Here is a 13,388-nt window from a genome sequence, read left to right on the forward strand (position 1 = left end):
TGTTTTGCCATAAAAAATATCCCCTCCAAGTTCACTCTTTCCTTCATGATAACATGAGGTTTTTTTAGAGTGTCTACTTAAAGGGGATAATACCAATCGACCTGCCGGGACGGCTTTTTACCTATTCGTCATGACGGTGCTTCCCACTCTCCTCGGGGTTAAGCTCATAAACTTCATTCTCTCTAAACATGAGCTGATAGATCGAAATCGAACATCATCATTGATACAAGATAAGATGGTTGCTATGAAGCTGCTTTTCAGCTACCAAATACGTTTTCCCAATTTAACATATTGGTCATTGGACTAAACCGCTGCCGCGGTGGTAAAAACCATAAACCCAACATTTGTGCTCTTATCAGTAGCCTGCTCCTCCCTTAAAATGACCATGCAGTTAAACTGCTAAACCATTTTAAGGAGAGATCAGCATGGACAACAATGAACAAGTTCTGTCACGGTTCAGAGAAGACATCCTGATCAGAGGGCTGTCAAAGGGCACATTGGAGACATATACGCTGAATGTACGCATTTTTTTGACGTACTGTAATCGTCCGGTGGACGAACTTGATGTAGAAGACATTCGTAAGTTCTTGCAATACTTGATTCATGAAAAAAAATCTTTACCCGGAACCGTAAATACGTACAGTGCAGCGATCCGGTTTCTCTTTGCCGTTACGTTGAACCTTACACTGAATTATCTTCAGATTCCCGCCAGAAAAGGCGCAAAGCCTTCCCCGAAGTGCTGACGAGAGAAGAAATATCGACCATTATGACCGGTTGCGAGAACATCAAGCACAAGGCCATGCTCATGGTGGTCTATAGCTCGGGTCTGCGTGTCAGTGAAGCCGCGGCGCTTAAAGTCCAGCATATCGAATCCAAAAACATGCGGGTGTTTGTTGAATGCGGCAAAGGCGGCAAGGATCGGTTTACCTTGCTTTCGGAAACTTGCCTCCATGTACTGCGTGAATATTGGAAAGAGTACCGTCCACAACATCCGGAAGGTTGGCTTTTCCTCGGCTATAAGGTCACTCCTATCACTCCCACCGGTATCAAGGATGCCTTCAACAGAGCGGTGAAACGAACGAATATCACCAAAGATGTGTCCGTTCATACGCTGCGCCATTCCTTTGCCACTCATTTGCTTGAAGATGGAGTCACCCTCTTACAGATTAAAGAATTGCTCGGCCATTCCAATATTCAGTCTACGACGATTTACCTGCACCTGACCAATACCACTTCAGGTGTGAAAAGCCCATTGGACCGTTCACCAACGAAGGCACGTACATCGGACGTTTCCCATGGTTGAATTACAGGATATTTTTGCTGCGCATGGACAAGCCTATCGGCTCAACCACTCCCTTTGGCTCAATCAGTTAAAAGTTATACGCGCGATTGAAAGCTGTAGAACAGCATCTTTGGGCGGGCATGTGGATGCGTGCGACACCTGCGAGTTCACACGCATTTCTTACAACTCCTGCCGGAATCGTCATTGTCCCAAGTGCCAAACGTTAAATAAAGAACGCTGGATTGATGCCAGAAAAGATGACTTGCTGAATGTTGGCTATTTTCATGTGGTATTTACCTTGCCGGATCTGTTAAATCCAGTTGCCTATCAAAATCAACAAATCGTTTATGATCTGTTATTTAAGGCCGCAGCCGAAACGATAGCCGAGCTTTCTGCTGACGAGAAATATTTGGGCGCGCAAATTGGCTTTACCTCGATTCTCCATACGTGGGGACAAAACCTGATGCACCATCCGCATCTGCATTGTATTGTTCCGGGCGGAGGCTTGAATGCTTCCGGCAAGTGGGTTCACTCCAGAAAAAAGTTCTTCATACCGGTTAAGGTTTTATCAAGAAAATTTAGAGGTAAGTTTTTAAATTACCTTAAACAGGCCAAACTTATGTTTTATGGCACCATTTCTGATTTGAAAGATCCCTGCAGGTTTCATGATCTCATGTCATTGCTTTATCAGAAAGAATGGGTGGTCTACTGTAAGCCTCTCTTCAAAAATGCTGGCTGTGTTATTGAATATCTCGGAAGGTATACGCATCGTGTTGCGATTTCGAATAACCGTATCGTAAAGCTTGAAGATGGTTTGGTTACCTTCAAGTGGCGTGACTATAAGGATAGCAATAAACAGAAAGAGGCGCCGCGGCCAAGCAGCTTCTCAGCTCCNAGGTCATGGAGAAATGCTCGAGAAAACCTGATGCACCATCCTCATATTCATTGTATTGTGCCAGGTGGAGGCCTTAATTCTTCCGACAAGTGGGTGAACTCAAGAAAAAAGTTCTTCATTCCGGTTAAGGTTTTATCAAAAAAATTTAGGGGTAAGTTTTTATATTACCTTAAACAGGCCAAACTTRTGTTTTATGGCACCATTTCTGATTTGAAAGATCCCTGCAGGTTTCATGATCTCATGTCATTGCTTTATCAGAAAGAATGGGTGGTCTACTGTAAGCCTCTCTTCAAAAATGCTGGCTGTGTTATTGAATATCTCGGAAGGTATACGCATCGTGTTGCGATTTCGAATAACCGTATCGTAAAGCTTGAAGATGGTTTGGTTACCTTCAAGTGGCGTGACTATAAGGATAGCAATAAACAGAAAGAGATGAGCGTAACGGCAGATGAATTTATTCGCCGTTTTTTGATTCATGTGCTGCCTACTGGATTAACGAGAATACGACATTATGGTTTGTTAAGTCCCAGAAATAAAGCAACGAAGCTCAAACTTTGTAAAAAGCTTACGAATACTAAATGGAATGATCCGCCAAAACCAAAGTTGACCACCCTTGATTTTTTAAAAAAGCTGACGGGTAAAGATTTCACCATCTGTCCTTGCTGCAGTATTGGCCATCTTGGCAGAGCTTCGCCAGAACAGGTAATTGCATAATGTTTTTCAAATGCCTCTTTATTGGGGAGGGGGAAACTGTGTCTGAACGAGAGGTTTTCGATAATTCTCTATTCATTTTGTGAAGATGTAAAAGGAGCTGCCGCGGTAGCTCCTTCATCGTTTGTATATCCTTTATTGAACTCCCTCGATACCTGATAGTTGAACATCTATTTACGTAGTGGGAAGTTTCTTTAGCATATGGATGTCATAAGGTTCTTTTTCAAATAATTCCTCATCTATTTCTGAGGTTAATGTGGAACCGCAACTTGAATAAAACTTTACCGCAGACTCAGTTTCAGTTGAAGAGATATATAAGTATTTCGCCCCTTTTTCAATCGCTACTTTACTTAATAAGTCCATAATTTGGCGACCAATCCCTTGTCTTCGATAGTTCCGTGTCACATACATCAGGTCTATCTGAAGTTGATTATTCTCACTACCCCTAAACTTATGAGCTAAGACTCCGAACCCAACCAATTTATCTCCGTCAAACGCTCCATAAGCTGTACCGCCGTTTGTGAGTTCATCTTCGTATCGTGAAATTATCTCTTGATAATTGTCTTCTTTCCAATTTGGGCATTCATGCCCTGCTTTTATTTCCTCAAGAACTCCGTCCTTGCATTTGTATATCAGCTCGATTGTTTCCGTACGGTCAATATCACGAATTTTATAAGAATCATCAAGTTTCATTTGAATTATTGAAACCATAATTCCCTCCTGAATTATAATATCATGGCATCCCAATATTCAACTTTAATGCTGTTCGTTTGTTTAGTAAAGCAAGGAAGCAGAATATTGCTACGTTAATCTGCCAGTTAGAGCGAAGGTCTGCCACGCGCTGCAGACCTTCGACATTGAACTATCGTACCCGTCCCTCGGTTTTAAGGGTTTATCTCACATATACTCACTCATTCGCAAGATTTCGTCGCCATGGAATACAGCTTTTGTTCAGAAAGCAAGCTCATTAGACACCGTTGCTCTGGTCTTGGGCATGCGGGAACAGAAGAAGCGTGTGGGACATTTCTCCAAGTACTATTCTTCTGCACGCATACTCCACAATTTCCTTGGCATGCGGGAACAGAAGAAGCGTGTGGGACATTTCTCCAAGTACTATTCTTCTGCACGCATACTCCACAATTTCCTTGGGGTTCACCATCCCATAGCTCTACGGGTCTATGCCCTTACATTCCTTCGTTACACCTGACCAAGGTGTGGAGACCGATAGCGTTTAGCGGATGGGTCTGAGCCCTTATGGGAAACGAACTCGGTCCTCCGTGCTTTCTTTGTAAAATCCCGCGAATGAGTCAATAAACGTGATGCTTCTTAACTTAAGCTGCTTCTGTCCAGTTTAGGACGGTTTTCTCTGGCGTGAACTTTTCTCCTCGTTGAACAATACCAACTAGAATTCGTCCCAGTTTTCCAATTAACTTAAATATGGATTGCTGCTTTTTCATCTTCTTCTCTTGTACATTATGCTCATGTAGATGGCGGAAGACGGGATTATTCCAAACGAGCTAACCGTCGCGAGATAGAGATATTTGCGTAAGGATGAGTCTCCTCGTTTCGAAAGTATAATTCGCCCTTTCCGCTTTAATATTATCTTTGGGTCAACACTCTTATAAGTTATTCGAGAAATTCATTAGGATTTCCTATAAACCTTGTACGGTCGTTGCTGCGCTAAACTGCCCATCCATGCCGCTCACGCGACACCACAGATTATGGAAGTAATTGCGTTCTTCCATGGGAGCTTAATGACTTACTGCACTGCTATTGGGAATACGATAGCCTCCCACGGCAATGCACGTATGTTCTTGTTACAGTTACGGCAATGAAAGCAAGTTCTTGTCATGAACGTTTGACAAGAACTTGCTTTCATAAAATAAAAAGCCGCTTAATAAGCGGATTACGATGTATGTATTTTCTTGTCATCCTACAACACCGGACCGCTTATGACTTAATATCAAAATTATAAGTTGAACCGTTTCTTATCTTCCCAAAGAAACGGTTCTTTTTTTTCTTTACAGATATTTCTCAAATTCATCTTTTAGCCATTGATTCTGATGAGAAATATGGATATCACGGCGGTTGAATTATTGGAACTGAATCTTCTAGCCTGCTAGCAGCTTTACCCATAGCTTGTTTTGATATCCGATACCATTTACGGTAATGCAAGACGACGGTGTCCTTCAAGGCTCCGCCGTCTTATATGCCGTTCTTCCGTTATCCCCAAGTGGTCAGCTCCATCTCGAAATCGGTCGTGAAATCTGGGCTGATCGGCGTGACCCGCACGTTCACGTTAGCCTTCCAGATGTTGATTGAGACATCGGGTGAAGCGCCCTCGTAGACGTACAGTCCCTTGGCATGCTGCTGTACCGGCTCCAGCTTCGCCTTCCAGATGCCACGATCGCCGTCGGAGCCGACCGCCTCCACGCGGACGTCCTTGTGCCAGATGGCGCCGAGTTGAATTTCGGCACGGAAGGCCGTCTTGTTCAGCCCGATCCTGCTGCTATGGTCGGCCAGAATGTCCGCTTTCCTGACGCGGACGCCGGACCAGTTGTCACGGATGAATTGCTTATAGGCGGCAACCCTTGATGCGACCTCGAAGTTGTCAGCGGCGAACCGCTTCCCCCTTACGGTCGTGGGGACATACAACTTGTGCCAGTAATCGCTTACCATTCTGTGGGTGTTGAAGACGGGTGCGATTGAGCAGATCGACTCTTTCATCAGGTTGACCCATTCCGTCGGGACAGCGCGATCACCCCGCTTGTAGAACAGCGGAATAATCTCTTCCTCAAGCAGTCGGTAAAGCGCTTCGCTGTCCTGCTGCGCCTGGTACTCAAGGTCGCCATCCGTCGCGCCTTCGATGGCCCAGCCGTTCCGCCCGTTGTAGCCTTCCGCCCACCAGCCGTCCAGTACGCTGCAGTTGAGTACGCCGTTCATGGCCGCCTTTTGCCCACTTGTACCGCTCGCTTCCATCGGCTTCACGGGCGTGTTGAGCCAAACGTCGACGCCTTGGACCAGCTTCTTTGCCTTATCCATCGCATAGTTCTCCACGATGTAAACCCAGCCCTTAAACCTTTCCTCCCTGGATAGCTCCACTATTCTGCGGATCAGTTCCTGTCCCGGTCCGTCCGCGGGATGCGCCTTTCCGGCGAAAACTAGGCAAATGGGGCGCTGCGGATCGCCCAGAATGTGCGCGAGCCTCTCTAGGTCGCGGAAGATGAGCAGTGCCCGCTTATACGTCGCAAACCGCCTGGCGAAACCGACGATCAACGGTCCTCCACCGGACGAGGCAAGCGGCAGGCCCAACTCCCGGACCATCTCAGATTTCGCCCGCTGATGCTCCTCCCACAGCTCTATGAGTGGGATATCCCGAACAGCAGCCCATACGTCCGGTTCCGCAGTGCGGACGGCCCAGTCGGACGGGAGGTGCCGGTCGAACAGCTCCTTCATGCCGTTGGCCAGCCACGTCCCGATATGGATGCCGTTCGTGACCGAATCGACTGGAATGTCCTGTCTCGGAATATGCGGCATCCATCGGTGGAACATGTCCTTGGTCACCTCGCCGTGCAGCTTGCTCACCCCGTTCATCTTCGATGACGTGCTGACGGCAAGCCGTGTCATGTTGAACGCGTCGCCCACTCGGCCGAGCGACAGCACCCGCTCTCTGTCCGTCCCGAGCTGCCAGTAATAGTCGCCGAAATAACGGTCCATCATGTCGATGGAGAAGACGTCGTGCCCGGCCGGAACCGGTGTGTGCGTCGTGAATACGGTGCTCGCCTTTACCGCTTCGAGTGCCGTCTCGAACAGCACTCCTTCGGCGGACAGCATGCGGATGCGCTCGAGCGTCAGGAACGCTGGGTGCCCTTCGTTCATATGCCAGACGTCCGGCCGGATGCCCAGCGTAGCAAGCAGTCTCGCACCGCCGATGCCGAGGATCATCTCCTGGCTTATGCGGACGTCTTGTTCGCTCGGATAGAGTGTGTCGGTCAAGCGGCGGTCCGCGTCGCTATTCGATTCAACGTCGGTATTGAGCAGGTACAGCGTGACCGAGCCCACCTGCACGGACAACGCTTTCGCATACACCTGCCTGCCGCCCATCATCACGTCGACGACGAGAGGCCGCCCTTCGGCATCCCGCACGAGACGAACCGGGTAGGAGCTCGCCTCTGGGTCGATATTGGAATACAGATGCTGCTGCGAGCCGCCCTCGTCGATGCGCTGCTGGAAGTAACCGTTACCGTAAAATATGCCTACGCCCGTAAGCGGAACATTCATGTCTGCGGCCGCCTTGATATGGTCGCCTGCCAATATGCCAAGGCCGCCCGAGTAAATCGGTAAAGATTCGTCAAGTCCGAACTCTGCCGAGAAATACGCTACACCGCTATTTGACATCATCCCACCTCATTTTCGCGAAAAATTGCGCTTCGCCTTGTAAGCGCCTGACTTGATGCCTCTTTACTATATGCCGGTTTGCGGTACACGTGCCTATGGCAAGCGGGAGCCACGGTGTGGTAAACCCCGGCAGGCCGCGTCAACAGCGCTCCCTAGGGCTCCCTTGGTTCTATTCTTATTTCCGCCGTCACCGGAAAATGATTACTCGGGTGTCTTTACAATGTCGATTGGGATCCTTTCGTTCTGAACAGCATGGGTAGCGAAAGGATGACGGAGTAAATGTGCTTTAACGATAATTTGGTTCCCTTCTGCAGTTTGTATAACAATACATATGCAATAAGAACCTCAGAATGACGTTTATCGTAAAGACGTTAATGTGTCTCGATTAATATTGAATATATATATCCTACTCGGCATCAGATGCTTTCTTGTCTCAACATCATATTCAACCTCAGGAATTTTATCTGATTGATACGATTCCTTGAGCGTCTTGATGATCTCGGTCATAAACTTAAATACTTCTTCCGGCATGTAGCAATTTTCTGGCTCTTCTCTTCCCTTTGACGTTAACCGAAATATATAGTTCTTTTACGGGGGATTAGCGTAAGTACGCCAAAACTGAGCTCTCTCCAATTCGATTAATGTAATCGTGGTAAAACTCAGTTAGAGGTTCATGAAAATAAGCTGCCATACTCCCACCACCACTTTCTATTTCAAACACAAAAAAATGGACTCCCCATACTCTAAGCAAAGGGTGTCCATATATGGTGTGGAATTTGTGTCAAATGACAAGAACAAATATCGTTAACCGTTTTGTTCGACTCCTTCGAGCCTTTCTTAAATTTAAAAAGCGCGATGCTAAAATGACATCGCGCTATTAATGCTTGGGCCACGTTCCTATTCAATCCTGGAATGCCGCCTGTTGAAAAATGTTGCTTAAACTTTTTCATTAAATACCTTTGTTTCTATGTCCAAAGAATTTAACTATAGACTAGCTCTTTTTCGCTTAGACCAAGCGTCTCTGCTGTTGAAGTATGAATTTCGTGCAGAAGCTCTGGATTTTCCATTAGTGATACGCCATAAGAAGGAATCATTTCTTTAATTTTCGGTTCCCACTCTTTCATATGTTGCGGGAAGCATTTTTTAATTACCTCAAGCATAACGTGAACAGCAGTAGAAGCACCTGGAGAAGCACCTAATAATGCTGCAATCGAGCCATCAGCGGCACTAATAACTTCCGTACCAAATTGAAGTGTACCTTTACCGCCAGCTTCAGTATCTTTGATAACTTGCACACGTTGGCCCGCTACTACTAAATCCCAATCCTCGCTTTTGGCGCTCGGGATAAACTCTCGTAACTCTTCCATGCGCTTTTCTTTCGATAACATAACTTGCTCGATCAGGTATTTTGTCAATGACATGTTTTTTGCACCTGCCGACAACATAGTTACGAGATTATCCGGTTTTATGGAAGTTACCAAATCAAACATTGAACCGGTTTTTAAAAACTTTGGTGAGAAGCCGGCAAACGGTCCAAATAGCAACGATTTTTTATTGTCGATAAATCTTGTATCAAGATGCGGAACAGACATAGGAGGAGCTCCAACCTTAGCTTTGCCGTATACTTTTGCATGATGCTGCGCTACAACATCCGGATTTCTACACACCATAAATATTCCGCTTACCGGGAATCCTCCAATATGTTTTCCTTCAGGAATACCTGATTTTTGCAGTAAATGCAGGCTTCCTCCCCCGCCTCCGATAAAGACGAATTTTGCAGTATGGCTTTCGACGTTACCGCTGTCGTTTCGTACTTTCAATTCCCACGAGCCGTCGCTGGTACGTTTAATATTATCAACGCTATGTTTGTATTTGATATCGACGTTTTTACTCTTTAAGTGGTCAAACAAAATGCGCGTTAAAGCACCAAAGTTGACATCAGTTCCAGAGTCGATTTTTGTTGCCGCTATAGGTTCATTCGATGGACGATCTTGTATAATAAGCGGAATCCATTCCATCAGTTTTCCAGGGTCATCGGAAAATTCCATCCCTTGAAACAGAGGATTATTTGACATCGCTTCAAAACGGTTCTTTAAAAATGTTACATTGTGTTCCCCTTGTACCATACTCATATGAGGCAATGACATGATAAAGTCCTGCGGATTACGTATCAGCTTGCTGTTTACTAGATAAGACCAAAACTGCATTGAAAGCTGAAACTGTTCATTAATTTCGATAGCTTTGCTAATATCTATAGATCCGTCTGGTTTTTCGACAGTGTAGTTAAGCTCGCACAGTGCCGCATGCCCTGTTCCTGCATTATTCCATTCGTTCGAGCTTTCCTCTCCTGCGTTTTCGAGCTTCTCAAACACTGTAATTTCCCATTCCGGTACTAATTCTTTCAGAAGTGTCCCTATAGTCGCACTCATGATTCCGGAACCAATTAAGATGACGTCTGTTTTAGTTTCTCTATTGCTCATTTTTACCATCCTTATATCCTAAAATTTGCAGAAAGGATGCAGGCGCTCCTGCTAAGGCGTCACACCAAGCTAAGGCGCGACCTAGTCACACACCCTTCTGTTTCAATTATAACCATATCATAGTGTAGTACAATTATTTATAGATTAAATCTATCTACTATATAACTGATAATTATAAGCTATTTAAAAGCTGTTGAAAAGTGAGAATTCCGTCCACAAGGCTCTAGGAACACACAAAAACCAATGCTTTAACCCAGCTTCTTGCAAGGATTAAGGCATTGGTTTGCCGTTACCAGTGAACTGCCACCATCTAATTTTCGCCGTTACTTGTGGTAAGGTTCACCGTACTTGATTATTAAACTAAACCCATATTCCTTCATTTAACCTGCCATGAGGTAGAGGTCGGATATGCTGCCTGACAGGATCTTCGTCCGTATGATGTGGAAATTCGATTAATCCATTGATTTTGTCCGTCTGATTGCTTAAACTTCATAGTAAAGAGCGCCTCCTTGATGGTGTAGGGTTATAAACCCGTCGACAAACCCATCATATCGAGGCGCTTCTTTTACTTTTATGAAACGTTTGAAATGGGATTGCATTCGTGGATCTTGTTAGTTTGGATAAAGAAACCAAATAACTACATCTTTTTTATAACGTCAATAGCACTTCCCGGTTCTTCCCGTCCCAGACCACTTTTGCCCCCATCGCTTGAGATACAAAACGCAGCGGCACCATCGTCCTGCCTTTCACAATCTTAACTGGGTGCCTCGAACGTCTCCTCGTTCCACGACCACAGTACGCCCTAGTCGTCAAGTGCATTATTTCCAGCAATGCTTACAATGCCATCCAGAAACGGCACCTGATCCGCATTTGCAGCAGTAGGTAACGCAGACAACGCAACCGCACCCGTAATCGTAAAAATTGCCAACTTCTTCATAACCCCTCGCATTCGTCCTCATCACCTTTTTTATACTCATAAGACGCCAATATTTGTAAAAAATTTCAGGAGTCTCAGCAAACGATTCGCATAAGAACGGTCGATTGGAAATCCACTATGCTGTCGTACCAGTAGTTGCCCACGAATGCCGGAATGCGTTCCGTCATCTTCCACACCAATAACGTTGAGGAAATTTGGATGAATTCGTCACTACTGATTACAGTTGTATTGGACAGTGGAATAATTGTTGGTTCAACTTTTTGGCAAACAGTTTGACAACTTTGTCGCCACCACCCCATTCATACACTTCGCAACTCGAGCCCGTCCATACACATTTCCCAAGCATCGTTTCCTGATTGCCCCCTCGTATTGCAAAATATCTTAACCAGATTCCATCATAAACTGAAGAGCAGATGACATACTAAGAAAGTATAAATAAGTTTTAGGGGGGCCTTCTTCTTGTTGATTCACCATATCGAAACCTTTCCGCTCTTTTATCGTCTTCCCAAGCCATATGGAGATGCTAATGGCATGAAAATGTACAGAACCAGTTATTTGATCCGAATTACAACGGATGCCGGGGTCGAGGGATGGGGCGAATGCGCCGATTGGTTGCCAACCTTGCATAAAGGTTTTCGTGAGCGTATCATTCCTTATCTGATCGGCAAGCCGATAGTTGACAGAAGCCAATTGGTGCTAACTTTAAATAAATGGCATTCGCGAGCAGCTGCAGCTGTTAGTATGGCATTAACTGAGATTCTAACCAAATCTAGCGGATTATCCGTATGCGATCTATGGGGAGGTAAATATCGGGAGAAAGTACCCGTTTATGCCTCTTTTCAATCCTATTCAGAGGAACCAGATTGGCAAAAGTGCTCACTTGGAGCGATTGAAAAAGTGGTTGCTGAAGGATTTAACAAGATTAAAGTGAAGATAGGAGGGAAATCAATCGCCGAGGATCAACAACATGTCCTATCGGTCCAAGCCTTGTTGCAGGGAAGCATTGATTTAGCATTAGACGCCAATCAAAGTTACGATATTGCAGCCGTAATTGAATGGCAGTCCTTGCTTAGGAAGTGGCCCAATTTCTTATGGATGGAAGAGCCGCTCCAAATGAAACGCATTGCAGAATATGTGATGCTACGAAACCGGTTATCTGTCCCTTTGGCCGGAGGTGAAAATATCGAAATGGCAGCGGATTTCATTCCCCTGCTATCTGAGCACGCTCTGGATTTTATCACCCCCGACCCAATGCACGTTACCGGAATAGATGTATACAGAGAAACATTAAGATTTGCCAGAAATTTTGGCATTCGCGCTACTCCTCATGTCTATGATGGTGCGTTGACTCGCTTATACGCCTTATTCGCCCAAGCCTGTTTGGAACCATGGAGCAAAATGGGAGCGGACTCAATCGAGCCTGTAGAGTGGGACGTTATGGAAAATCCATTTACCCAATTGATTTCAGTTCAACCTTCAAATGGTGAAATAGCGATACCCCGCGGGATTGGAACTGGGACAGAAATTAACTTGGAGTTGCTTGAATTTTATCAATGGGACGGAAGCAGTTACGTATAACGAACTCCGGTATTATCTTGCATTAAGTTGTGGATCTTTTACGTCTGCAATGTGCATTTTAAAACCGATCAAGTAATTCTCTTGAAAATCTATAAAATCATGTAACTCCATTGTTTCATGCCATTCTAGAAGTTTTAAGGGTTAAATCTCATCAAATTTTGGAGGGATATATTTGTTCATGTTTATAGTTATTTTCATCAGACTTCAAGTGCGACCGGCATTGCGATTGATGAACCTGCAATGCAGCGTTTCCACGGCGAGCGTCGTCTCAAATACATCTATGTCCATCCCCCTGCCGGAGTGCCTTCCGTCCAAGCGGAAATGGGCGGTATACAGAAATAACTAATCAAACAAGATGAGAAGTTAAACTCCCCCATCTTTAACTCCATATGTATTTAATCCATCCATTTTATTCATTTATCTAATTCATTCATATAGTGCGTATTTTCATATGAGTGAGACTTGATCGGCAATCGACCCGGATGCACGCACGGCTGGATGAACAGCATCGAAATCGTTTTTGGTTACAAAGAACATATCGTTATGACAGTAGAAGTAATCATCTGCTTTGGAAGTAAAGGACGGCTGTTACAAGCCGGGTGCCAAGAGCAAGTCAGACTCAATTCGTTCCTCGCCGAACATTTTGAGAAACAGATCGAATTCGAATTGAGCGATATGTTTAAGGAACGGATTAAGCGCAGGCCAATCATTGAGCATAAGAATACAGAGATGAAGAGATTTCACGGTGTTGCAACCGTCAACTACTCAGTCTCTTCCGCATGCGGTTACAAGCTTACCCACCGCATTCGTTGTAAATATATAACGGATGGTGAAGCGAGAAGAGCAAAAGCAGCCCGCCCTCGGCTGAGGATGGACTGCTTTATTTCGTAACGATATCTTTTTCCAGTTATAAAACTGCATTTATACAAAAGCAAGGCTTTTGCAGGGCTCTCGAATGGTGGCTTGATTTTCACTTTATGAGGCAAATTGCGCCCTGAAAACTGGATACGAAAGTTAGGTTTGCTGAACCTTTTTAGCTGCTGTCTGCCGGATGTATGGGTCCTGGCAAACGTTTTAGGATAAGCCCTCGACCGATTAGTATTCGTC

General features: G+C 45.2%; 11 protein-coding genes and 2 pseudogenes. 6 read left to right on the forward strand and 7 right to left on the reverse strand.

Going from position 1 to position 13,388, the window contains the following annotated elements; genetic code table 11:
• Positions 1-425: 425 nt before the first annotated feature.
• The 4 genes and pseudogenes from ASG81_RS32370 to ASG81_RS33250 form a co-directional block, all read left to right on the forward strand.
• On the forward strand, positions 426-743 hold the full coding sequence (locus ASG81_RS32370) for a site-specific integrase (RefSeq protein WP_200961620.1): 318 nt from the start codon (positions 426-428) through the stop codon (positions 741-743).
• A gap of 23 nt (positions 744-766) precedes the next feature.
• Entirely contained in the window at positions 767-1,303 is a 537-nt protein-coding gene (locus ASG81_RS32375; RefSeq protein ID WP_235549033.1) for a tyrosine-type recombinase/integrase, read from the forward strand.
• Positions 1,296-2,176: IS91 family transposase (locus ASG81_RS33245; protein ID WP_155971970.1), on the forward strand; the 881-nt coding region annotated here is incomplete at its 3' end. The genes ASG81_RS32375 and ASG81_RS33245, both read left to right, overlap by 8 nt.
• Position 2,177: 1 nt before the next feature.
• Positions 2,178-2,891: pseudogene (locus ASG81_RS33250) on the forward strand (IS91 family transposase); the annotation flags it as partial.
• A 171-nt stretch (positions 2,892-3,062) separates the two neighbouring features.
• Here ASG81_RS33250 and ASG81_RS26520 read toward each other — a convergent pair.
• The 7 genes and pseudogenes from ASG81_RS26520 to ASG81_RS33605 form a co-directional block, all read right to left on the reverse strand.
• Positions 3,063-3,599, reverse strand: a complete 537-nt coding sequence (locus ASG81_RS26520; protein ID WP_056641733.1) for a GNAT family N-acetyltransferase — start codon at positions 3,597-3,599, stop codon at positions 3,063-3,065.
• Positions 3,600-3,855: 256 nt separating this feature from the next.
• Complete coding sequence (locus ASG81_RS31460) at positions 3,856-4,047, reverse strand: hypothetical protein (RefSeq protein ID WP_155971968.1); 192 nt, start codon at positions 4,045-4,047, stop codon at positions 3,856-3,858.
• Between the two features lie 172 nt (positions 4,048-4,219).
• A pseudogene (locus tag ASG81_RS33255) lies at positions 4,220-4,482 on the reverse strand (IS110 family transposase); the annotation flags it as partial.
• A gap of 629 nt (positions 4,483-5,111) precedes the next feature.
• Positions 5,112-7,289 (reverse strand): alpha-glucan family phosphorylase, encoded by a 2,178-nt coding sequence (gene glgP, locus ASG81_RS26525; RefSeq protein WP_235549034.1) that lies wholly within the window; start codon positions 7,287-7,289, stop codon positions 5,112-5,114.
• A gap of 977 nt (positions 7,290-8,266) precedes the next feature.
• Entirely contained in the window at positions 8,267-9,766 is a 1,500-nt protein-coding gene (locus ASG81_RS26530) for a malate:quinone oxidoreductase (protein WP_056641736.1), read from the reverse strand.
• Between the two features lie 648 nt (positions 9,767-10,414).
• Positions 10,415-10,585, reverse strand: coding sequence for a copper amine oxidase N-terminal domain-containing protein (locus tag ASG81_RS34220; protein WP_081417604.1), 171 nt, complete (start codon positions 10,583-10,585; stop codon positions 10,415-10,417).
• Positions 10,569-10,703 carry a hypothetical protein gene (locus tag ASG81_RS33605; RefSeq protein WP_268795835.1) on the reverse strand — a complete coding sequence of 45 codons (135 nt, stop codon included), beginning with the start codon at positions 10,701-10,703 and terminating at the stop codon, positions 10,569-10,571. Before ASG81_RS33605 ends, ASG81_RS34220 begins: the two co-directional genes overlap by 17 nt.
• Positions 10,704-11,162: 459 nt before the next feature.
• On the opposite strand from ASG81_RS33605, the gene ASG81_RS26535 reads away from it, so the two are divergent.
• Positions 11,163-12,281 carry a mandelate racemase/muconate lactonizing enzyme family protein gene (locus ASG81_RS26535; protein ID WP_056641738.1) on the forward strand — a complete coding sequence of 373 codons (1,119 nt, stop codon included), beginning with the start codon at positions 11,163-11,165 and terminating at the stop codon, positions 12,279-12,281.
• A 462-nt stretch (positions 12,282-12,743) separates the two neighbouring features.
• Entirely contained in the window at positions 12,744-13,172 is a 429-nt protein-coding gene (locus ASG81_RS26540) for a hypothetical protein (protein WP_162255072.1), read from the forward strand.
• Positions 13,173-13,388: the final 216 nt, after the last annotated feature.

The sequence above is a fragment of the Paenibacillus sp. Soil522 genome, assembly GCF_001428245.1.
Taxonomy (GTDB): Bacteria; Bacillota; Bacilli; order Paenibacillales; family Paenibacillaceae; genus Pristimantibacillus.

What these genes read in the sequence shown, in the direction of transcription:
- ASG81_RS32370 (WP_200961620.1), top strand. Translation starts at nt 426, where the DNA reads ATGGACAACAATGAACAAGTTCTGTCACGGTTCAGAGAAGACATCCTG.
- ASG81_RS32375 (WP_235549033.1), top strand. Translation starts at nt 767, where the DNA reads ATGACCGGTTGCGAGAACATCAAGCACAAGGCCATGCTCATGGTGGTC.
- ASG81_RS26520 (WP_056641733.1), bottom strand. Translation starts at nt 3,599, where the DNA reads ATGGTTTCAATAATTCAAATGAAACTTGATGATTCTTATAAAATTCGT.
- ASG81_RS31460 (WP_155971968.1), bottom strand. Translation starts at nt 4,047, where the DNA reads ATGGTGAACCCCAAGGAAATTGTGGAGTATGCGTGCAGAAGAATAGTA.
- glgP (WP_235549034.1), bottom strand. Translation starts at nt 7,289, where the DNA reads ATGATGTCAAATAGCGGTGTAGCGTATTTCTCGGCAGAGTTCGGACTT.
- ASG81_RS26530 (WP_056641736.1), bottom strand. Translation starts at nt 9,766, where the DNA reads ATGAGCAATAGAGAAACTAAAACAGACGTCATCTTAATTGGTTCCGGA.
- ASG81_RS34220 (WP_081417604.1), bottom strand. Translation starts at nt 10,585, where the DNA reads ATGCACTTGACGACTAGGGCGTACTGTGGTCGTGGAACGAGGAGACGT.
- ASG81_RS33605 (WP_268795835.1), bottom strand. Translation starts at nt 10,703, where the DNA reads ATGAAGAAGTTGGCAATTTTTACGATTACGGGTGCGGTTGCGTTGTCT.